This is a genomic window from Streptomyces monashensis, assembly GCF_001866665.1.
GTDB lineage: Bacteria > Actinomycetota > Actinomycetes > Streptomycetales > Streptomycetaceae > Streptomyces > Streptomyces monashensis.
The window spans coordinates 188,206-209,643 of sequence record NZ_MLYO01000016.1; the positions used below are offsets into that span (position 1 = coordinate 188,206).

Below are 21,438 nucleotides of genomic sequence, written 5' to 3' on the forward strand. Positions count from 1 at the left end.
GCGGCGCGGCTCACCCGGCCCGCTCGCGGGCCTGCTGCGCCGCCACCAGCACCGTCCGGGACTGGTGCTCCACCTGGTGCTCCAACGGCACCCAGCGGGCCCGGAAGCGCTCCGCGAACGCGTCGCACCAGTCGGCCACGAGGTGCTCCAGCCGCGGCGCCGCGCGGTCGTCGGTCTCCCGCAGCACCCGCAGCAGCATCGCCGCCGCGCGCAGCGGAAGCCGCCGCCCGAAGGCGTCCACACTGCCGACGTACGCCATCGTCGTACCGGCCGGCGGGGTGTGGATCCAGTCCTCGGCCAGGCCCGGGATCAGCCCCAGCACCCAGCGCGAGGCCCGCAGCAGCGGACCGTCCAGGCCGTCCAGCCGGGGCTGCGCCTCGGCCAGTATCCGCTCCACCTCGTGCGCGTCCCCGGTCAGCCGCCGGGCCAGCCGCCGTATCGCGGCCGCGGGCGCCGGGTGCGGCGCCCGGTCGTCCACCAGGTCGCTGGCCCACATCGGGACCTCCACCACGGCCGTCAGACCGCCGTAGCGGTGCGCGTGGTACCAGGTGCTGTGCCGCGCGTCGTCCGGCATGCTCGGGTAGGCGGCGCCCGTCTCCGGGCCGGGCATGACGTGCACCCCGGGTCCGGCGGCGGGCCAGCCGGCGGCGTCCGAGGCACCCGTCTCCACCGGGATGTGCAGCTGCGCCGCGGACTTCGCGAACGGCTCGGCGAGCCCCGGCACGGGCCGGGTCAACTGCACCCAGCTGCCGCCCAGATCGGTGCCGTGCAGCGTCACCTGGAGGTACGGGCGCAGTTCGTCGATCACCCCGGTCAGCGTCCGGGTCTCGGGCGGCAGCCGGTCCGGCGGCAGCACCGACGGCGACCACTCCGGCTGCTCCGCGCCCGTCGGCCGGTAGAAGCCGAGGTGGTAGTCGAGCAGGCTGCGCGGCGCCGGGGTCACGTGCAGACTCGCGCCGTCGGGATCGGCACAGAGCAGGAAGTGCCAGGAGGTGTCCGCCCGCAACTCCCGCTCGGCCAGGACGCGTTCGGCCAGCACCCGCAGGGTGGAGCCCCCCGTCGGCTCGTTGGCGTGCGCGCCGGCCACCACCAGCACCGCCCGCCGGGCGTGCCCCACCGACAGCAGGTGCAGGGGTCTTCCCGCGCGCGAGACGCCCACCTGCCTGAGCGCGCACAGCCCGGGTTCCTGAGCGGCCAACGCCTGTGCGGAGGCGATCAGTTCGGGAACGCTGGGATAGCGCAGCTCCGGCAGGAAACTCACCCCCGACCCGTCCGCCCGGCTTCGCCCTCCCAGTCCCGCACGGGATGGGTGAACTGTCAAGCATACGGCCGGGGAGGCTCCCGGGGGCGCTTGGACGCAGTTTCCGGGACGCGGTGCGGGCACTGTGCGCCGTGGGTTCACTGCTGGTGCAGGCCGCGTCCCGCGAGCGCCGGTAACCCGCTGGAACCCCTCTCAGTCCTGGGCGACGCGCTCCAGCAGCGCCACCGGGCGCCGGTCGAAGAGGTCGGCCACGCGCGTGTGCCCGGTGAACTCCCGGTCCGCGGCGAGCACGTCCGACCACCGCCCGGGCGGCAGCGCCAGCCGCGTCTCCCGCCAGCCGCCCGCCTCCGCGAGGCGCAGGGACAGCCGGGTCACCGCCGTGACCACCTCGCCGGAGCGGGCGAAGGCCACGCAGTGGGCGGCCGCCGGGCCCTCGGCCGTCAGCGGGGCGTACGTCGCCGTCGTACCGAAGGCGTCGGGGCGCCGGGCGCGCAGCCGGAGCGCCGCCGCCGTCAACGCGTCCTTCTCGCCGGGTGCCTCGGGCGGGAAGGACACCGGACGCCGGTTGTCCGGGTCCACCAGCGCCCGGTACTCGCCCTCCGTGCCCTGGTACACGTCCGGCACCCCCGGCATCGTCAGCTGGACCAGGGCGGTGCCGAGCACGTTGGCCCGGACGTGCGGCTCCAGCGCCGTGCGGAACGCGGCCACCCGCTCGCCGGGCGGCCCGCACGGCCCGGCCGCGACGAAGGCGGCCACCGCCTCCTCGTACGGCGGCTCCTGCTCCGTCCAGCTGGTGTACAGGCCCGCCTCGCGCACGTGCTTCAGCAGCGCCTCCCGGACCCGCTCTGCCGCCGCGGGCCCCAGTCCGAACACCGTCTGCCAGGCCGCCCAGGCCAGCTGCCCGTCGAGCACCCCCTCCTCCGGCAGCGTCACCTCGGCGATCAACTCGGCCCAGCGCGCGGGGCATTCGGTCAGCACGGCCAGCGCTGCGCGGACATCGGCGCTGCGCTTGGTGTCGTGCGTGGTGACCACCGTGCCGGTGGCCGGCCAGTCGCGCTGCACGCGCGCGCAGTACGCGTGGAACTCCTCCGGGCAGACCCCCGGCCGGCCGGGATCGCCGCCCACCTCGGTCGTCGACAGCAGCGGCACGTAGCGGTAGAACGCCGTGTCCTCGACCGACTTGGCCCGCAGCGCCGACGCGGTCTGCGCGAACCGGGTGCGCAGCTCGGCCCTGTCCGCACCGTCCCCGGCCGCCACCCCGGCGCCGTCCGGTTCGGTCAGCAGCCGCCGTACGACGTCCACCGCCCCGGCCTCCTCGGGGACGGCGAAGGCACGCCGGGCCTCCTCGGCGGCCTCCTCGGTCACGACGGCGGCCGCGTTGCCGGAGGCGTAGGGCCGGTACACCCGCATCCGGACCAGCAGTTCGACCAGGGCCGTACGCAGCGCCCAGGGTGCCCGGTCGCGCAGCGCGAGCTCCGGCGAGCCCGCGCACAGCCGGGCGGCCACCCGGGTGAGCCGGTCCGTCTCGGCGGCCAGCTCGTGCGTGAGCACCTGGTAGGCGGCCCGGCGCGCGGTGGCCGCCCAGTCCCCGCCCCGGTCGGTCTGCGGCGCCGCGAACCGCCGGTACGCCGTGCGGAGTTCGTCCGCCCCGGCCCGGTCCGTGAACAGGCCGTCGACCCGGCGCAGGGCGTCGTACCCGGTGGTGCCCGCGACGGGCCAGGACGGCGGCAGGAGTTCGCCGTCGGCGAGGATCTTCTCCACCACCGTCCAGCGCCCGCCGCTCGCCGCGTGCAGCCGTGCGAGGTAGCCGTCGGGGTCGGCGAGCCCGTCGGGGTGGTCGACGCGCAGCCCGTCGAGCACGCCCTCGTGCAGCAGTTGGAGGATCTTGGCGTGGGTGGCCTCGAACACCTCCGGGTCCTCCACCCGGACCCCGATCAGTTCCGAGATGCTGAAGAAGCGCCGGTAGTTCAGCTCGGTGCGGGCCAGCCGCCACCACACCGGGCGGTACCACTGGGCGTCCAGCAGCTCCGCCACCGGCAGGCCCTCGGTGCCCGCGCGGAGCGGGAAGGCGTGGTCGTGGTGGCGCAGCACGTCGCCGTCGACCACGAGACGCCCGTGTTCCGTGCCGACGGGGCCGCCGAGCACCGGCAGCAGCAGCCGGCCGTGCCCGGCCTCCCAGTCGATGTCGAACCACCGCGCGTACGGCGAGTCCGGCCCCTCGCGCAGCACCTCCCACAGAGCGTGGTTGTGCCGGGGCGCCATCGCCATGTGGTTCGGCACGATGTCCGCGACCAGGCCCATACCGTGCTCCCGCGCGGTCCGCGCCAGTGCCCGCAGGCCCTCCTCGCCGCCCAGTTCCTCGCGCACGCGCGCGTGGTCCACCACGTCGTAGCCGTGCGTGGAGCCGGGCACGGCCTCCAGGACGGGGGACAGATGCAGATGCGAGACGCCGAGCGACGCCAGGTACGGTACGGCCGTCGCCGCGGCGGCGAACGGGAACGCGGGCTGCAGCTGGAGCCGGTAGGTGGCCGTGGGCACGCGTGGTCCGGGTCGTACAGGAGTCATGGAAACCTACGTACCCAGACCGCCCCGTTTCGTGTCATCCGTCCCGGCACGCACGCGTGCGCGGGTGCCTGGCTTCGGGTGTCGGGGACAACGCCTCGCGCGCCGGGGACGCCGGGGACGGTGAAGCCGGACCGGCGCCGTACGCGCGACACCTGCCGTCAGGTGATCGCCCTCACCGGACCGCTGCTGCCGTGTGTGTCCTTCCCGGGCCGGCTGCCGACGGCCGCCATCCGGTTCGGCAGTGTGCCGCTCGTCGCCCGCACGAGCGGTTCCCTGTCCGCCGCGGGGCCGGCCGGCGGGGCGCTCGCGCTCGGGCAGGTGGTCTGCGGCCCGGTGGGGCGGCGCGCGGACCGGCACGGGCAGCGCAGGGTCGTGCTCGCGTTCTCGCTCGCCCACGCGCTCGCGGTGGCCTCCCTGGTCGCCGGCGCCCTCGCGGGCCTGCCCACGGCCGTCCTGGCGCTTCTGGGGGCCGCCGCGGGTGGCACCGTGCCGCTGGTGGGCCCGCCGGCCCGCGCTCGGCCGGTCGGGCTCGCCCGCCGCGCCGGCGCCCCGAGGCCAGGGTCGGCGCCGCGCTGTCCTTCGAGAGCACGCTGGACGAGATGTCCTTCGTCCTCGGCCCGGCCCTGGTCGCACTCGCCTCCGTGCTCGCCCATCCGGCGGAGGACCAGGCGGGGCGCACGCACAGCCTGCCCGGTCTGTACGCCGTGGTCACCGAGCTCGGCATCGCCTACGCGCCGCGTCTGATCACGGTGCTCGGGCCCACCGAGCGCGCGGTGCCGCCGGTCCGGCTCGCCGAGGCGATGGCGGTCGCCACCAGCGCGCTGGTCGGCGGACAGACCCTCCCGGTCGCCGTGACCGGCAGCCTCACCGGCATCCACGGGCCCATCGTGGCCGTCGCGGTGGCGAGCACGGCGGCCGCGCTCACCATGGCTATCGCCCTGACGGCCCGCCCGACGACCCATGCCGCGGAGGCCGGACACGCCGCGCACACGCGCGTGGACGACGTACCGGCCCGCACGCGTTCCTGAGCTCCACCCCCCGAGGTCAGGCCGGTCGCTGCAGCACCGTCAGGCTGCGGTCCAAAAGGGTGAGCAGGTCGCCCGCCCCCACCTTCGCCCCGCCGCCCGGCGGCACCCCCTCCGGGCGGGCCGTGTCGACCACCACCTGCCACTGCCGGCCGTGGTCGACCGGCACCAGGAACTCCATCGACTCGGGGGAGGCGTTGAACATCAGCAGGAACGAGTCGTCGGTGACGCGCTCCCCGCGCGGGCCGGGCTCGGAGATGGCGTTGCCGTTGAGGAACACCGTCAGGGCGGACGCCCGCGCCGAGTCCCAGTCCCGCTGCGTCATCTCGGTGCCCTCCGGGGTGAACCAGGCGATGTCGGAGAGCGCGTCGTGCGTGCCCTCCACCGGCCGCCCGTGGAAGAAGCGCCGCCGCCGCAGCACCGGGTGGTCCCGCCGCAGCCACACCATCGCGCGCGTGAACTCCAGCAGCCCCCCGGCCTCGTCCCCGGCCTCGCCCTCCTCGCCCGTGTCGGGCCAGCGCACCCATGACAGCTGGTTGTCCTGGCAGTAGGCGTTGTTGTTGCCCTGCTGGGTGCGCGCGAACTCGTCGCCGTGGCTGACCATCGGCACACCCTGGGACAGCATCAGCGTGGCGACGAAGTTCCGCAGCTGCCGCGCGCGCAGCGCGCGCACGCCCGGGTCGTCGGTCTCGCCCTCGACCCCGCAGTTCCACGAGCGGTTGTGGCTCTCGCCGTCCCGGTTGTCCTCGCCGTTGGCCCGGTTGTGCTTGTCGTTGTACGACACGAGGTCGCGCAGCGTGAATCCGTCGTGGCAGGTGACGAAGTTGATCGAGGCCAGCGGGCGGCGGCCGTCGTTCTGGTACAGGTCGGAGGATCCGGTCAGCCGGGAGGCGAACTCCGCGAGCGCCCGCGGCTCGCCCCGCCACAGGTCCCGCACCGTGTCGCGGTACTTGCCGTTCCACTCGGCCCACAGCGGCGGGAAGTTGCCCACCTGGTAGCCGCCCTCGCCGACGTCCCACGGCTCGGCGATCAGCTTCACCTGGGAGACCACCGGGTCCTGCTGCACCAGGTCGAAGAACGACGACAGCCGGTCCACCTCGTGGAACTGCCGGGCCAGCGTCGCCGCCAGGTCGAAGCGGAAGCCGTCGACGTGCATCTCGAGGACCCAGTAGCGCAGCGAGTCCATGATCAGCTGGAGCACGTGCGGGGACCGCATGAGCAGTGAGTTCCCGGTGCCGGTGGTGTCCGTGTAGTAGCGCGGATCCTCGGCGAGCCGGTAGTACGACGGGTTGTCGATGCCCTTGAACGACAGCGTGGGGCCCAGATGGTTGCCCTCGGCCGTGTGGTTGTATACAACGTCCAGGATGACCTCGATCCCGGCCTCGTGCAGCGCCCGGACCGCCGACTTGAACTCCAGCACCTGCTGCCCGCGGTCGCCCCAGGAGGCGTACGCGTTGTGCGGGGCGAAGAAGCCGATCGTGTTGTAGCCCCAGTAGTTGCTCAGGCCCAGGTCGGTCAGCCGGTGGTCGTTGACGAACTGGTGTACGGGCATCAGCTCCAGGGCCGTCACCCCGAGCCCGGTCAGATGGTCGATGACCGCGGGGTGGGCCAGCGCCGCGTACGTGCCGCGCAGCTCCTCCGGCAGCCCCGGGTGACGCATGGTCAGGCCCTTGACGTGGGCCTCGTAGATGACCGTGTGGTGGTACTCGGTGCGCGGCGGCCGGTCGTCGGACCAGTCGAAGTACGGATTGATCACGACCGAGCTCATGGTGTGCGGCGCCGAGTCCAGGTCGTTGCGCCGCTCCGGCGCGCCGAAGTGGTAGCCGTACACCTCCTCGCCCCACCGCACCGAGCCGCTGACCGCCTTCGCGTACGGGTCGAGCAGCAGCTTCGCGGAGTTGCAGCGCAGCCCGCGCGCGGGGTCGTACGGGCCGTGCACGCGGAACCCGTAACGCTGTCCCGGCATCACGCCCGGCACGTACGCGTGCCGCACGAACGCGTCGCTCTCGCGCAGTTCCACCGCCGTCTCCGAGCCGTCGTCGTGCAGCAGACACAGCTCTACTCGGTCCGCGGCCTCCGTGAAGACCGCGAAGTTGGTTCCCGCGCCGTCATAGGTGGCGCCGAGCGGATACGCCTGTCCAGGCCAGACCTGCATGCAGACGACTCTGACAGGTGAGTCGCCCGACCGGGGCCGTGACGGCCCCCGAGTCTCCCGAAAGTGACGAAACCTCACCTGTCCCGGAGCGGGCACGCGTCACGTCGGCGTCCGCCCGGGCGCCGCTCACCAGCACGGACAGAGCCCCGGCGGGGCCCGGCCGGCACCCCGCGAACCGCCCCCGTTATGAATCCGCTCACTCCCTGTGACACGGGCTCGGGGAACGGCCGTCGGCACAGGCCGAGTTGAGGAAAACAGTTGGACAACCGACCTGTCCATCCGGCTGCAACCCCGACCGCTCCCGGAGTACCCTTCCTTGATCGTTGAGACGGGGAAGGCCCCGGGGTGCGGAAGGCGGTGCACGGGTGGGCTCGGGAGGGCTGGAGCTGCCCCCTGGTGGCGAGGGTCACGAGGGAAACCCCGCAGACGTCCCGCCCGGCGCGGTGTCCCTGGCCCGGCCGATGGACGCGGGCTCCATCGGGCCGGAGCTGGACTGGGACGCCGACGCCTGGCGCGAGGTGCGCACCCGCGCCCAGCGGGCCGGCCGGGCCTACATCTGGCTGAACCTCGTCGAACAGCGGCTGCGCGCCGTCGTGGCCGCCGTGCTGCGCCCCATCTACGAGCCCGTCCACGCGGACGACTGGGTGGTCGCCGCGGCCGGACCCGCCGGGCAGGAGTGGGTGCAGCGCGCGGTCGCCGTCCGCGAGGTCAGCCGTCGCAAGGGCTATCTGCTCGACCCGGCCGACGACAACGTGCTCAGCTTCCTGACCCTGCCGCAGCTGCGCGAGCTGATGGTGCAGCACTGGCCGTGCTTCGAGCCGTACTTCGACGAGCGCCGCGACCTCGAACTCGCCCTGGACGAGCTGGAGGTGACCCGCAACGTCGTCTCCCGCAACCGGGCCCTGTCCGAGACGGTGCTCAGCCAGGCCGAGCGGGCCTCGGCCCGCCTCCTGGAGATGCTCGGTGCGGGCGGGGACGTTCCCTCGGCGCGCCGGCTGCCCGTCGACGCGGTCGAGGACCTGGTCGGCGACCGGTACGCCGACGTGGTCGCCGTCCACGCCGACCGGGTGCGGCTCATGCGCCAGTTCCCCGCCGAGGACCTCTTCGCCGGCGCCCGCCGCCTCGACGCCATCGGCATCGGCCTCAACCTGCTGGTGCAGAACTTCTCCGGGCGCCGCCTGATCCGCCTCGCCGAGTCCGGCTGCCGGGTACGGCTGCTGTTCCTCAATCCGGCCTCCAGCGCGGTCAAGCGCCGCGAGCGCGAACTGGGCATGAAGCGGGGCGAGCTGAGCCGCTCGGTCGAGATGAACATCCTGCACATGCGCCGGGTCCGCTCCCGGCTGCGCGACCCAGGCGCCTTCGAGATCCAGGTGTACGACGAGACGCCCCGCTTCACCGCCTACCTGGTGGACGGCGACGGCGCCGACGGCATCGCCGTGGTGCAGTCCTATCTGCGCGGTGCGCGGGGGATGGAGTCGCCAGTGCTCGTGCTGCGCAACGGCAGCAAGCTGGTGAAGTCGGATGACGTCGGCGAAGCCGGGTTGTTCCCGACATACCGGGAGGAATTCGAGCTGTCCTGGGCCGATTCGCGCCCTGTGTCCTGAACTGTCCGTCGGGGTAGGCGGAATCCCGTCCTCGGATTGTCAGTGCCGCGTGCGAGGGTGGAGGCCACTGGGGGAAAGCACCACCGAGAAGGGGGGCCGCCATGGGCTGGCACCGTGAGCTGCTGATCGGCTTCGACCTGGAGACGACCGGCACGGATCCGCACGAGGCACGCATCGTCACCGGTGCGGTGATCGAGGTCAGGGCCGGGGAGCCCGTGGGGCGCCGGGAGTGGCTGGCCGACCCCGGCGTGGAGATCCCGGCCGACGCGGTGGCGGTGCACGGCATCAGCACCGCGCACGCGGCGGCCGAGGGCCGGCCCGCGGACCAGGTGGCCGACGCCCTCGCCGAGGCCCTGACGGGGTACTGGAAGGCGGGCGTCCCGGTCGTCGCCTACAACGCGGCCTTCGACCTCACCCTGCTCTCGGCCGAGCTGCGCCGTCACGGCCTGCCGTCCCTCGCCGACCGCCTCGGCGGCACCCCGCCCGCCCCGGTCGTCGACCCCTACACGATCGACCGCTGGGCCGACCGCTACCGCCGCGGCAAGCGGAACCTCGAAGCGGTCTGCGCCGAGTACGGCATAGTCCTCGACCGGGCCCACGACGCCGCGGCCGACGCCCTCGCCGCGGCCCGGCTGGCCGGAGCGATAGCCGTCCGCCACCCGAAGATCGCGTCCCTGAGCCCGGCAGACCTGCACGGCCGTCAGATCGAGTGGTACGCGCAGTGGGCGGCGGACTTCCAGGAGTTCCTGCGCCGCAAGGGGGATGCGGAGGCGGTGGTGGACGGGACGTGGCCGCTGCGGGAGCCGGCCGTGAGCCGGCCCGCGTAGCGGTCAGCCCCGCGGCACGCTCAGAACGGATACCAGCGCACGGCCTCGTCCCCGTCCCGCAGCGACGCCACCCGCCTGCGGAACTCGGCCAGCGCCTTCGGGTTGCTCGGGGCGTGCTGGGCCACCCAGGCGCAGCTCGCCGTCTCCCGGGCGCCGCGCAGGACCGTGCAGCCCGCCCACTCCCGTACGTCCCAGCCGTACGCCGCGGTGAAGGAGTCGTACGCCTCGGCGGGCAGCCCGTACCGGTCGCGGGAGAGGGCCATGACCACCAGGTCATGCTCGCGCAGGTCGGCGGAGAAGGTCTCCAGGTCGACCAGGACCGGCCCGTCGGGCCCGATGTGCACATTGCGGGGGAGCGCGTCGCCGTGGACGGGTCCCGGCGGCAGATGGGGCGTCAGCGCGGCCGCGGCCGCCGCGAAACCGTCCCGGCGCGCACGGAGGTAGGCCGCGTCCTCGGGGTCGATCGCGTCCCCCGCGAGCCGCAGCCAGCGCTCGACACCGCCCAGCAGCTCGCGCGGCGGCAGGGCGAAAGGAGGAGACGGAAGTGCGTGCACGATCCGCAGCAGCTCCGCCAGATCGCGCGGCTCGGCGGGCCGCACCGGCTCCGGCAGCCGGTGCCACACGGTCACCGGGTGACCCTCGGTCAGTCGCGGCTCCGGCTCGGCCGCCCGCACCGCCGGCACGCCCTCCTCGGCCAGCCAGCCGGCGATGTCCAGCTCGCGCCGGGCCCGCTCCAGCAGCTCGGCGTCCCGGCCCACCTTCACCACCAGGTCGCCGGCGGCGAACACCGCGTTCTCCCCGAGAGCGAGCAGCCGCGCGTCCCCGGCCGGTCCCGGCAGCACCCCCGCCGCGGCCAGTACGTCCCGTGCCCGTCCCTCGTCCATCGTGCCTCCGTGCGGTCGGATCTCCCCGGTCAGTCTCGCATTCGCACAGGTCGGGTGGTGTGCCGGGCCGGATGCGCGGTCCCGTGACGCGACCCAGCGCGCTCACGACCACGGGCGCGCCAACCCGTGGCAGGCAAAGAGGCTGATTCCGTGACATCAACGGCCGAAGGGTCACGGCCGGCCCGCACAAGAAGGAGGCCGCCGCGTCCTCGGTTTCCTGCCGCGGCCGAAGGGCATGGTCCGCCTCGCCCTCGTCGACCGGGTGCTCCCGACCGGCAAAGGCGGTCGCCCCGGCTTCCAGGAGTACCACGGCGGAGCTCCGGAGCCGGGCCGGAAAAGTATTTGGACGAGACGTATCGTCTCGTCTAGCCTCGAGCCCATGACCAGCTCCGCACACATCGCCATGTTCTCCATCGCCCAGCACGGCCACGTGAACCCCAGCCTGGAGGTGATCCGGGAACTCGTCGCCCGGGGCCACCGGGTCACGTACGCCATCCCGCCGGTGTTCGCCGAGAAGGTGGCCGAGACCGGGGCCCGGCCCGTGCCGTACACCTCCACGCTGCCCGCGCCCGGCGCCGACCCGTCGGCCTGGGGGACGACGCTCCTGGACAACGTGGAGCCGTTCCTCGCGGATGCCGTCCAGGCGCTTCCCCAGCTCATCGAGGCCTACGCCGGCGACGAGCCCGACCTCGTGCTCCACGACATCGCCTCCTATCCGGCCCGTGTCCTCGCCCACCGCTGGGGTGTCCCGGCGATCTCCCTCTCGCCGAACCTCGTCGCCTGGGAGGGGTACGAGAAGGAGGTCGCCGAGCCGATGTGGGCGGAGCCGAGGAAGACGGCGCGCGGGCAGGCGTACTACGCCCGGTTCGAGGCCTGGCTGAAAGAGAACGGGATCACCCGGCACCCGGACCCGTTCGCCGGACGCCCGGACCGCTCGATCGTGCTGATCCCGAAGGCCCTCCAGCCGAACGCCGACCGGGTCGACGAGCGGGTCCACACCTTCGTCGGCGCCTGCCAGGGCGACCGCTCCGACCAGGGCGACTGGCAGCGGCCGGCCGGCGTGGACAAGGTCGTGCTGGTGTCCCTGGGCTCGGCCTTCACCAAGCAGCCCGGGTTCTACCGCGCGTGCGTCCGTGCCTTCGGGGACCTGCCCGGCTGGCACCTGGTGCTCCAGGTCGGCCGCCATGTGTCCGCCGCCGACCTGGGCGAGGTACCGGCCCATGTCGAAGTCCGCGACTGGGTGCCGCAGTTGGCGATCCTGAAGCAGGCCGACCTGTTCGTCACGCACGCGGGCGCCGGCGGCAGCCAGGAGGGCCTCGCCACGGCCACCCCGATGATCGCCGTACCGCAGGCCGTCGACCAGTTCGGCAACGCCGACATGCTGGCCGCCCTCGGCGTCGCCCGGCGGCTGGACACCGAGGAGGCCACCGCTGACCGGCTGCGCGAGGCCGCCCTCGCCCTGGTGGCCGACCCGGAGGTGGCCCGCCGCCTGAAGGCCGTCCAGGCCGAGATGGCCCAGGAGGGCGGCACCCGCCGGGCGGCCGATCTCATCGAGGCGGAACTGCCCCGCCGCGCCGGTGCCCAGGAGAGGTGACGCGCGGGACCGCGGAGCGGAACGAAGGATGTCCGTTCCGCCGTCAGCGCACGGATTTGTGATTACAGAAGCTTGTTGAACAAGTCACAGCTGTGTGGAGAGGTTGCTCCGGCCCCCGCACATCAGCCAGAGTTTCGCGCAGTCCGCCGTGTGCGGTCCCGGCCGTCGTGCCCACCCCCACGGGGCACGACGGCCGTTCTACGCTGGCCGGATGACGACCTACGCGGCGCTGTTGCGCGGCATCAACGTCGGCGGCGCCAAGAAGGTGCCCATGGCCGACCTGCGCACCCTTCTGACCGGCCTCGGCCACACCGGCGTACGGACCTACCTGCAGAGCGGCCAGGCCGTGTTCGGCGCGGAGCGGGGCGACGAGGAGTCGCTGGCGGCGCAGCTGAGCCGGGCGATCGAGGAGCGCTTCGGCTTCCCCGTCGACGTGCTCGTGCGCGAGCACGCCTATCTGAAGGCCGTCGCCGAGGCCTGCCCGTTCCCGGCCGCCGACCTCGAGCCGAGGCAACTGCACGTCACGTACTTCTCCGCGCCCGTCACCGCGGAGCGCTACGCCGGGATCGACCGAACCGCCCATCTCCCCGAGGAGTTCCGGCTCGGCGACCGCTGTCTGTACCTGTACGCCCCGGACGGCGTGGGCCGCTCCAAGCTCGCCGAGGCGCTCGCCCGCACCCGCCTGACCAAGGGACTGATCGCCACCAGTCGCAACTGGAACACCGTACTGAAACTTGTGGAGTTGACGGCACCACCGGCATGACACGGCCGGGCACGCGTGTGCGAGGCTCGTCCCATGCGCTACATCATCATCGGGGCGGGAGCGGTCGGCGGGAGCGTCGGCGGGCGGCTCGCCCAGGCCGGGCGCGAGGTCGTCCTCGTGGCCCGCGGCAGACACCGCGCCGAACTCGCCGCACACGGGCTCCGACTGCTCGTCCCGGACGGCGAGTCGAGGCACCGGCTGCCCGTCGTCGACGGGCCCGGCCCGCTCGGCGAACTGCGCGCGGACGACGTGCTTCTCCTCGCCGTGAAGACGCAGGACACCGTCGCCGCGCTGGAGACCTGGGCCGACGTGCCCGTCGCAGGCGGCGGCACGGCGGCGGAGAGACTGCCGCTCGTGTCCCTCCAGAACGGCGTCGAGAGCGGACGGCTCGCACTGCGCCGCTTCCGGCACGTGTACGGCGTCTGCGTCTGGCTGCCCTCGGCCTTCGTGGAGCCCGGTGTCGTCTCCGCCGCGGGCAGCCCGCTCACCGGCATCCTGCACCTGGGCCGCCTGCCGCACGGCACCGACGACACCGCCCGCCGTATCGCCGCCGACCTCGCGGACGCCCGCCTCGAGGCACCCGTCGTGCCCGACGTGGCCCGCTGGCAGTACGCGAAACTGCTCTGGAACCTCGGCACCGCCTTCGAGGCGTTGTGCGGCCCCGCCGCCGACGAGGCCGCGCACGCCCTGCTCGCGCGTGTGCGCGCCGAGGGCGAGCGGGTGCTCGACGCCGCCGGGATCGCGTACGCGAGCGCGGAGGAACAGCGCGCGGCACGCGGCGACAAGGTGACCCTGGTGCCGCTGGACGGCGCCCCGCGCGGCGGCGGCTCCTCCTGGCAGTCCCTGGCCCGCGGCACCGGCACCATCGAGACGGACTACCTCAACGGCGAGATCGTCCTGCTCGGGCGGCTGCACGGGGTACCGACCCCGCTGAACGAACTGCTCCAGCGCCTCGCGGGCCGCTTCGCCCGCGAGCACCGGGCCGCCGGCTCGATGCCGGTCACGGAGCTGGTGCGCAGGGCGGACGAGGCGGAGCGGGGATAGGAACAAGCCGATTGGACCATGAAGAAGAGAGGTGAATGGGCCGGGACCGGGCACCAATTTCCGCCCAGCGTTGCCGTCATGACGCACCGCGACACCGCCCCGGCCACCTCCCCCGTCCCCGGCGCCGCCGAACCCGCCCGGACCCGCGTCGACTTCTTCTTCGACCCGGCCTGCCCCTTCGCCTGGATCACCTCCCGCTGGCTGCTGGAGGTCGAGCGACTGCGCCCGCTCGACCTCCGGTTCCGGGCGATGAGCCTCTACCTGCACAACGCCGGCAACGAACTCCCCGACTGGTACCGGGACCTGGTGGACCGTTCGATCGGCCCGGTGCGCGTCGCGGTGGCCGCGGCCGAGCGGCACGGCGAGGAGGTGCTGCGCGATCTCTACACCGCGTTCGGCACCCGGATCCACGAGCGCGGGATCAAGGACTTCGACGAGGTGGTCGCCGAGTCGCTGGCCGAACACGGGCTCCCCGCAGGCATCGCGGCCGCCGCGCACGACCCGGCGTACGACGACGCCGTGCGCCGCAGCCACGAGGCCGGGGCCGAGCCGGAGACAGGCGGCTACGTCGGCACGCCCACCCTGCACGTCGACGGCACGGTGTGGTTCGGACCGGTGCTGCGCGCCGTGCCGCGCGGCGCCGAGGCGGCCGAACTCTTCGACAGCTTCCGGGTGCTGGCCCGCCACCCCGACCTGTTCGAGCTCAAGCGCACCCGCACCGGTTCCCTCCGCTTCGACTGACCCGGACGCCGGGTTGGCCGATAAACGCCGCTGAGGCGCCCGGAGTTCGCCAGGCCTGTGACATGCGGGCCGTGCCCGGCGCAGAACGAAGAGTCACCGGGTCCGACGTCACAGGGGAGCGCCGGACCCGGTGGCCCTCTACCACGTCCGCACCCCGCGGTGGCCCGGCTCCGCGAACCTCGCGACAAAGTCATCCGCTTGTCCCTAGGGTCGGGAGCGTGAACGGCCGGAGGGAAGCGGAGTGAGGGGACGGATGAGCGGTGCGCACGGCACCGGCACCGCGGGCGGCGCGGTACCGACCCCGCGCCACGCGCCCGGCCCCCGCGCGTCACCGGCAGGCAGGGTCTGGTCAACGCATACCGATCACCCGGATGGGTGGCGATTTTCGGCCCACTCCGCACCACCGTGACCGCCCGGCCTCCCACGCGTCCGACGGGCCCCCGCAACGTCGGTAACGTCAGCGGTCCCTCCCCCCACCCAAGCTCCCCTCACGGCCCCTGCGGGTCAGAAGCGAGGACAGGACATGACCACCTACGGCTACGGCGGCCGCGGCCGCATCAGCCTCGGCGACGGCACACCGCCGGATCTGGAGACCCTCATGGCCGTAGCGGAGCGGCTCACCGCCGCGCTGCACGCCGAATACCCGGGTATCGCCGAGTACGGCGTGATCATCCAACGTCAGTTCGAGCAGTCCGCGGAGGACGGCCTGCCGCCCAACCTGGGCCGGATCCGCTCCTCGCTGAACGAGATCGCCATCCGGGCGGGCGCCGGCACCGGCAGCCTCACCTTCACCCAGCGACTTCTGGACGACCTCGGCCTGTGACCCGCCGCGGCCCCGCCGCCCCGGGGCCGGGTGCCCTCCGCGACGGGGCCGGTGCGCTCAGGCGCCCAGCGCCGCCAGCGCCGGCCGGCGGGCCGCGTCGTAGCGCTCCAGCAGCACCCGTGCCACCTCCGGCGCGGCACCCAGCACCCGCGCCCGTACGTCCGCCCCGGCCGCGCCCCGCGCGATGCGGTCCGGCAGGAAGCCGGGGGCCAGGACGTACGGCGCGACGGCGACCCGCGCGCAGCCGAGGGCCCGCAGTTCGGCGACGGCGTCCTCGGTGCGCGGCAGGGACGCGGAGGCGAACGCAGGCCGCACGGCGCACCAACCGGTGTGCCGCCACTCCCGCGCGATATCAGCGATCACTGCGATCGCCTCCGGGTCGGAGGACCCCGCCGAGGCCAGCACGACCCCGGTCGAGGACTTGTCGGCGGGCGTCAACCCCGCCTCGTACAGCCGCCGTTCCAGCGCGGACAGCAGCAGCGGCGACGGGCCGAGCACGTCCGCCTGCCGGATCCGCAGCCGTGCCGGGGCGTCGCGCAGCACGGCCGGGATGTCGGCCTTCGCGTGGAAGGCGCGCGTCAGCAGCAGCGGCAGGGCGACGACGTCCCGCACCCCCTCCGCCGCCAGGGACTCCAGCACCCCGTGCACCGACGGCACGTTGAAGTCCAGGAACCCGGTCTCCACGCGCAGCCCCGGCCGCAGCGACCGCACCCGCCCCGCCAGGGCGTGCACGGTCGCCGCGTGCCGCGGATCGCGGCTGCCGTGGGCGATGACGAGAAGAACCGGGGCGCGCATCTCAGCCCTTCACCAGCAGACCGCGGCTGCGCAGCACCCACCGCTCCAGCGGGCTGAAGATCAGCAGGTCGATCGCGACGCCGACGAACAGGATGAGCAGGATGGCCTCGAACACCATGGCCATGTCGCTGGCGTTGCGGCCGTTCTCCAGCAACTGGCCGAGGCCCACGCCCAGGTCGGGGAAGGACGCGATGATCTCGGCGGCCATCAGCGAACGCCACGAGAACGCCCAGCCCTGCTTGAGCCCCGCCACGTAGCCGGGCATGGCGGCGGGCAGCGTCACGTGCCAGATGCCCTTCAGACCCGTCGCGCCCAGCGTGCGGCCGGCCCGCAGGAACAGCGGCGGCACCTGGTCGACGCCGGACACCAGACCGTTGGCGATCGACGGGACCGCGCCGAGCAGGATCACCGCGTACATCATCGAGTTGTTCAGGCCCAGCCAGATCACGGCCGGCGGCACCCATGCCACCGACGGCAGCGACTGCAGACCGGACAGGATCGGGCCGATGGCCGCGCGCACGAACTTCACCCGGGCCACCAGCAGCCCCAGCGGCGTGCCGATGAGCAGGGCCAGCGCGAAGCCGAGCAGACCCCGCGAGACGCTGGTCCAGATGTAGCCGAGCAGCGTGCCCTGGAGCCAGGCCTCCTTGAACGCGCCGCCGACCGCCGCCGGCGAGGGCAGCTTGGTCGGGTTGTCGACGACCGGGTAGAGCAGCGCCCATACCGCAAGGACCACCGCGATCGCGACGATCGGCGGCAGGATCTTGTTCACGAACGTCTGCCGGAACGGCGGACGGCCCGTGGTGGTGGTCTCCAGCGCGTCGAGGCCCGCCTCGACGCTCCCGGTGTCCTGGCCCGGCGCGTCCTGCGCCGGCGTCGTCTCAGTGCTGGCCATGACGGCGGATCTCCCCCCGCAGTACATCGGTGATCTCAAGGGACAGTTCGGCGACGGGGGCGTCCTCGATGCGCCGCGGTTGCGGGATGCCCACGCTCCACTCACGCGCGATCCGGCCCGGCCGCGAGGACAGCAGCACGACCCGCTGGGCGAGCCGCACCGCCTCGCGCACGTTGTGCGTCACGAACAGCACGGACACGCCCGTCTCCGCCCAGATCCGGGTCAGCTCGTCGTGCAGCACGTCCCGCGTGATCGCGTCCAGCGCCGAGAACGGCTCGTCCATCAGCAGCAGGTTGCTCTCCTGGGCGAGCGCACGCGCCAGCGCGGCCCGCTGCCGCATACCGCCCGACAGCTCGTGGACGCGCTTGCCGTGCGCGCCCTTCAGCCGGACCAGGGCGAGCAGCTCCTCGGCCCGCTCGCGCCGCTCCGGCTTGGCGACTCCCCTCAGTTTCAGGGCGAGTTCGATGTTCTTGCCCGCGGTCAGCCACGGGAACAGCGCGTGCTCCTGGAACATCAGGGCCGGACGCCCGTCCGTCGTGATGGTGCCGGCGGAGGGCCGGTCGAGCCCCGCCACCAGGTTCAGCAGCGTGGACTTGCCGCAGCCCGAGGCCCCCAGGAGGGTGACGAACTCGCCCGGAGCGACATCGAGGCTGATGTCGTCCAGGACGAGCTGCTGCCCGCCCGGAGTCGCGAAGGACTTCGAGACATGCTCGAGACGTGCCGCGTACTGCGTCGTTTCGGCGGCCTTGGCGAAGGTCGTGGCCATGGTCGTCACCTCCTGGGGACTGGTCGAGACCTGCGTCAGCTGGTGCCGAGACCGGCCGCGTCGACCGTGCTCGCGCCCTCGGCCTTGAGGACCTTGTTCAGGATCGTGAGGTCGTAGATGCCCTTCAGGTCGGGCTGCTGGAGCAGACCGGCCTTCACCGCGTGCTGCGCCTCGGTGTCGAGGGTCGCGGCCAGCGGGTCGTCGGTGAACTGGATCGACTTCCACGCCGGGTCCAGGACCTTCGCGGGCAGGGCCTTGCCGGAGTCCGCCGCCAGCTGCTTGTTCGCCGCGGCCTTCGCCGCCTCGGGGTTGGCGTTGATCCACTTGTTGGCCTCGACCGAGGCCTTCAGCACCGCCTCGACCGCCTTGGGGTGCTCCTTCAGGAACGACTGCCGCACGATGATGTTCGTGATCACGAACTTCTTGTCCGGCCACAGCGACGACTCGTCCAGCAGCACCTTGCCGCCCTCGGCGACCAGCTTCGACGCGGTCGGCTCCGGCACCCAGGCGCCGTCGATCGAGCCGTTCGCGAACGCGTCCGGGGTCACCTTGTTGTCGGTGCGCACGACCGACACGTCGCCCTTGCCGCTCTGCGCGTCGACCTTCCAGCCCTGCTCCGCGATCCAGTTGAGGAACGCCACGTCCTGGGTGTTGCCCAGCTGCGGGGTGGCGATCTTCTTGCCCTTGACGTCCTGGAGGGACTTGATCTTCTTCGGGTCGACGACCAGCTTCACGCCGCCGGACGCCGAACCGCCGATGATCTTCAGGCTCTTGCCGTTCGACTTGGTGTAGCCGTTGATCGAGGGGGAGGGGCCGATCCAGCCGATGTCGATGGACCCGGAGTTCAGCGCCTCGATCTCGGACGGACCGGCGTTGAAGGTCGCGTAGTCCGCCTTGGTGGCCCCCAGTTCCTTCTGGAAGAGGCCCTGCTGACGGCCGACGAGGGCGGTGCCGTGGGTCAGGTTGCCGAAGTAGCCGATCTTCACGGAGTCGAGTCCGTCGATCTTCTTCGCCCCGGCGGCGACCTTCGCGGTGTCGTCGCTCTGGGCCTTGGAACCGTAACCGCAGGCGGCGAGAGTGAGGAGAGGCAGCGTGGCGATGACCGCAAGGCTGCGGCGGAAGGCGGTTGTTGCAGGCACGGGAGGTGTTCCTCTCGGAGGCCCGGCGGGCACGGTCTCTCAGGTCGTGGCCGGGAGGTCGGCAGGTCTTCGTCTACGGCGGTGGGGGGTGAGGGCGCGCATGCGGTGCGCGTACGTCAGCGCACACATCGGGCCACTCCGCCCTGCCCGCTGCCGAGGGCGCCGCTGCCGATGCGGCCGCCCTCCTTCGCGAACGTCGAGTAGAAGTCCGGGAAGTTCATGGTCAGAAGTCCCAACCGTCCTCGTCGGCCCCGTCCTTGACCGGCTCCGGAGCCGCGAACGACTCGCCGACCATGCCCGCGGTCAGCGTGGTGCCGTCGGCCGGGTCGATCAGGATGAAGGAGCCGGTGCGGCGCGAGTCGGCGTAGGAGTCGACGGGCAGCGGCTCGGCGGTACGGATCTTCACCCGGCCGATGTCGTTGGCGACGAGCTGTCCGGGGTGCGGGTGCAGGGACAGGTCGTCGAGGGTGAGCCGGGACGGGATGTCCTTGACGATCGCCTTGACCGTGCGGGTGCCGTGCTTGAGCAGCACCCGGTGCCCGACGGTCAGCGGGGCGTCGGCCACGTGGCAGACGGTCGCCTCCACGTCCTGCGTGGTGGCCGGCGCGTCCTTCGTCGGCACGATCAGGTCGCCGCGCGAGACGTCGACGTCGTCCTGGAGCAGCAGGGTCACCGACTGCGTCGTCCACGCCACGTCGACCGGCTCGCCCAGCAGGTCGATGCCGGAGATCTTCGTGGTCCGCCCGGACGGCAGGATCGTGACCTGTTCGCCGACCCGGAAGGTGCCGGCCGCGATCTGGCCCGCGTAGCCCCGGTAGTCCGGGTGCTCGGCGGTCTGCGGCCGGATCACGTACTGCACGGGCAGCCGGGCGTGGCAGTGCGCCAGGTCATGGCTGACCGGCACGGTCTCCAGGTGCTCCAGGACGGTCGGGCCGCCGTACCAGTCCATGTTCGCGGACGGCTCCACCACGTTGTCACCGGCGAGCGCCGAGATCGGGATCGCGGTGACCTCGGGGACGCCCAGCTCGGTCGCGTACGCCGTGAACTCCTCGGCGATCGCCGCGAACACCGTCTCCTCGTAGGCGACGAGGTCCATCTTGTTGACCGCGAGGACCACGTGCGGCACGCGCAGCAGCGCGGCGATGGCCGCGTGCCGGCGGGTCTGCTCGACCACGCCGTTGCGGGCGTCGACCAGGATCACCGTCAGCTCGGCCGTGGAGGCACCGGTGACCATGTTCCGGGTGTACTGCACATGGCCGGGCGTGTCGGCCAGGATGAACCGGCGCCGGGGCGTGGCGAAGTAGCGGTACGCCACGTCGATCGTGATGCCCTGCTCCCGCTCGGCGCGCAGGCCGTCGGTGAGCAGGGCGAGGTCCGGCGCGTCCTGGCCGCGGCTCGCGGAGGCGCGCTCCACGGCCTCCAGCTGGTCGGCGAGGACCGACTTGGAGTCGTGCAGCAGCCGCCCGACGAGGGTGGACTTGCCGTCGTCGACGGAGCCGGCGGTGGCGAACCGCAGCAGGGTGGTGGCCGAGAGAGCCTCGGTCGTCGTCGTGCTCATGCTTAGAAGTACCCCTCGCGCTTGCGGTCTTCCATCGCGGCCTCGGAGAGCTTGTCGTCGGCGCGGGTCGCGCCCCGCTCGGTGAGCCGGGAGGCGGCGATCTCGGCGATCACGGCGTCCAGCGTGGTGGCGTCGGAGTCGACGGCGCCGGTGCAGGACATGTCACCGACGGTCCGGTAGCGCACGAGCCGCTTCTCGACCGTCTCGCCGTCCTTCGGGCCGCCCCACTCACCGGCGGTCAGCCACATGCCGGACCGTGCGAACACCTCGCGCTCGTGCGCGAAGTAGATCTGCGGCAGCTCGATGCCCTCACGGTCGATGTACTGCCACACGTCCAGCTCGGTCCAGTTGGACAGCGGGAAGACCCGGACGTGCTCGCCCGGGGCGTGCCGGCCGTTGTACAGGTTCCACAGCTCGGGGCGCTGGCGGCGCGGGTCCCACTGGGAGAACTCGTCGCGCAGCGAGAACACCCGCTCCTTGGCGCGGGCCTTCTCCTCGTCCCGGCGTCCACCGCCGAAGACCGCGTCGAACCTCTCGCTCTGGATCTTCTCCGTCAGCGGCAGCGTCTGCAGCGGGTTACGGGTGCCGTCGGGACGTTCCTTGAGCACACCCCGGTCGATGTAGTCCTGGACCAAGGCCACATGGAGGCGCAGCCCATGGGCGGCCACCACACGGTCCCGGTACTCAAGGACCTCCGGGAAGTTGTGTCCCGTGTCCACATGCAGCAGCGAGAACGGCACCGCGGCCGGCGCGAACGCCTTCAGCGCCAGGTGCAGCATGACGATGGAGTCCTTGCCCCCGGAGAACAGGATCACCGGGTTCTCGAACTCGCCCGCCACCTCACGGAAGATGTGCACGGCCTCGGACTCGAGGGCGTCCAGGTGGGAGAGGGCGTACGGGCTGCCCGTACCGTCCTTCACCGTGGCGACGGTGGTCGTCATGCTGCGCCCCTTTCGTTCTCCCCCAGACTCCGTCCGGGGGCACCCCCATCTCCGCCCG

Annotated in this window: 19 protein-coding genes; 8 read left to right on the forward strand and 11 right to left on the reverse strand. The window is 72.9% G+C overall.

Features of this window, described 5'->3' with window-relative positions; translation table 11 throughout:
- Positions 1 to 10 precede the first annotated feature (10 nt).
- The 3 genes from BIV23_RS09505 to BIV23_RS53535 form a co-directional block, all read right to left on the reverse strand.
- Positions 11 to 1,261 (reverse strand): M14 family zinc carboxypeptidase, encoded by a 1,251-nt coding sequence (locus BIV23_RS09505; RefSeq protein ID WP_071380332.1) that lies wholly within the window; start codon positions 1,259 to 1,261, stop codon positions 11 to 13.
- 192 nt (positions 1,262 to 1,453) lie between these two features.
- Entirely contained in the window at positions 1,454 to 3,826 is a 2,373-nt protein-coding gene (gene treY / locus BIV23_RS09510; protein ID WP_177239810.1) for a malto-oligosyltrehalose synthase, read from the reverse strand.
- Between the two features lie 158 nt (positions 3,827 to 3,984).
- On the reverse strand, positions 3,985 to 4,272 hold the full coding sequence (locus BIV23_RS53535; RefSeq protein ID WP_071380334.1) for a hypothetical protein: 288 nt from the start codon (positions 4,270 to 4,272) through the stop codon (positions 3,985 to 3,987).
- 153 nt (positions 4,273 to 4,425) lie between these two features.
- Here BIV23_RS53535 and BIV23_RS53540 point away from each other — a divergent pair, with 153 nt between their 5' ends.
- Complete coding sequence (locus BIV23_RS53540; protein WP_071380335.1) at positions 4,426 to 4,854, forward strand: hypothetical protein; 429 nt, start codon at positions 4,426 to 4,428, stop codon at positions 4,852 to 4,854.
- A gap of 16 nt (positions 4,855 to 4,870) precedes the next feature.
- Here the strand turns inward: BIV23_RS53540 and glgX are convergent, their stop codons facing one another.
- Positions 4,871 to 7,006: a glycogen debranching protein GlgX gene (gene glgX, locus BIV23_RS09525; RefSeq protein ID WP_071380336.1), complete on the reverse strand. Its 2,136-nt coding sequence runs from the start codon at positions 7,004 to 7,006 to the stop codon at positions 4,871 to 4,873.
- A gap of 365 nt (positions 7,007 to 7,371) precedes the next feature.
- Between glgX and BIV23_RS09530 the strand changes: the two genes are divergently transcribed.
- Complete coding sequence (locus BIV23_RS09530) at positions 7,372 to 8,610, forward strand: SAV2148 family HEPN domain-containing protein (protein WP_071380337.1); 1,239 nt, start codon at positions 7,372 to 7,374, stop codon at positions 8,608 to 8,610.
- A 101-nt stretch (positions 8,611 to 8,711) separates the two neighbouring features.
- Positions 8,712 to 9,437: a 3'-5' exonuclease gene (locus BIV23_RS09535; protein ID WP_071380338.1), complete on the forward strand. Its 726-nt coding sequence runs from the start codon at positions 8,712 to 8,714 to the stop codon at positions 9,435 to 9,437.
- Between the two features lie 20 nt (positions 9,438 to 9,457).
- Here the strand turns inward: BIV23_RS09535 and BIV23_RS09540 are convergent, their stop codons facing one another.
- Positions 9,458 to 10,321: a phosphotransferase enzyme family protein gene (locus BIV23_RS09540; RefSeq protein WP_071380339.1), complete on the reverse strand. Its 864-nt coding sequence runs from the start codon at positions 10,319 to 10,321 to the stop codon at positions 9,458 to 9,460.
- Positions 10,322 to 10,700: 379 nt separating this feature from the next.
- Between BIV23_RS09540 and mgt the strand changes: the two genes are divergently transcribed.
- The 5 genes from mgt (at position 10,701) to BIV23_RS09565 (ending at position 15,286) form a co-directional block, all read left to right on the forward strand.
- Entirely contained in the window at positions 10,701 to 11,915 is a 1,215-nt protein-coding gene (mgt, locus tag BIV23_RS09545; protein ID WP_071380340.1) for a macrolide-inactivating glycosyltransferase, read from the forward strand.
- 211 nt (positions 11,916 to 12,126) lie between these two features.
- On the forward strand, positions 12,127 to 12,678 hold the full coding sequence (locus BIV23_RS09550; RefSeq protein WP_071380341.1) for a DUF1697 domain-containing protein: 552 nt from the start codon (positions 12,127 to 12,129) through the stop codon (positions 12,676 to 12,678).
- Between the two features lie 33 nt (positions 12,679 to 12,711).
- On the forward strand, positions 12,712 to 13,722 hold the full coding sequence (locus BIV23_RS09555) for a ketopantoate reductase family protein (RefSeq protein ID WP_071380342.1): 1,011 nt from the start codon (positions 12,712 to 12,714) through the stop codon (positions 13,720 to 13,722).
- 78 nt (positions 13,723 to 13,800) lie between these two features.
- Positions 13,801 to 14,463 (forward strand): mycothiol-dependent nitroreductase Rv2466c family protein, encoded by a 663-nt coding sequence (locus BIV23_RS09560; RefSeq protein ID WP_071380343.1) that lies wholly within the window; start codon positions 13,801 to 13,803, stop codon positions 14,461 to 14,463.
- A 523-nt stretch (positions 14,464 to 14,986) separates the two neighbouring features.
- On the forward strand, positions 14,987 to 15,286 hold the full coding sequence (locus BIV23_RS09565; protein WP_071380344.1) for a hypothetical protein: 300 nt from the start codon (positions 14,987 to 14,989) through the stop codon (positions 15,284 to 15,286).
- Between the two features lie 57 nt (positions 15,287 to 15,343).
- Here BIV23_RS09565 and BIV23_RS09570 read toward each other — a convergent pair whose 3' ends face one another.
- From BIV23_RS09570 to cysD, 6 genes are all read right to left on the reverse strand, one after another.
- Positions 15,344 to 16,081 (reverse strand): sirohydrochlorin chelatase, encoded by a 738-nt coding sequence (locus BIV23_RS09570; protein WP_071380345.1) that lies wholly within the window; start codon positions 16,079 to 16,081, stop codon positions 15,344 to 15,346.
- Between the two features lies 1 nt (position 16,082).
- Positions 16,083 to 16,976: an ABC transporter permease gene (locus tag BIV23_RS09575; RefSeq protein ID WP_071380346.1), complete on the reverse strand. Its 894-nt coding sequence runs from the start codon at positions 16,974 to 16,976 to the stop codon at positions 16,083 to 16,085.
- Entirely contained in the window at positions 16,963 to 17,742 is a 780-nt protein-coding gene (locus BIV23_RS09580; protein WP_071380347.1) for an ABC transporter ATP-binding protein, read from the reverse strand. Before BIV23_RS09580 ends, BIV23_RS09575 begins: the two co-directional genes overlap by 14 nt.
- A gap of 35 nt (positions 17,743 to 17,777) precedes the next feature.
- Positions 17,778 to 18,881, reverse strand: coding sequence for an aliphatic sulfonate ABC transporter substrate-binding protein (locus BIV23_RS09585; RefSeq protein ID WP_071380348.1), 1,104 nt, complete (start codon positions 18,879 to 18,881; stop codon positions 17,778 to 17,780).
- Between the two features lie 223 nt (positions 18,882 to 19,104).
- Positions 19,105 to 20,439: a sulfate adenylyltransferase subunit 1 gene (locus BIV23_RS09590; protein ID WP_071380349.1), complete on the reverse strand. Its 1,335-nt coding sequence runs from the start codon at positions 20,437 to 20,439 to the stop codon at positions 19,105 to 19,107.
- A 2-nt stretch (positions 20,440 to 20,441) separates the two neighbouring features.
- A complete protein-coding gene (gene cysD, locus BIV23_RS09595; RefSeq protein WP_071380350.1) occupies positions 20,442 to 21,380 on the reverse strand; it encodes a sulfate adenylyltransferase subunit CysD in 939 nt (312 codons plus the stop codon).
- Positions 21,381 to 21,438 lie beyond the last annotated feature (58 nt).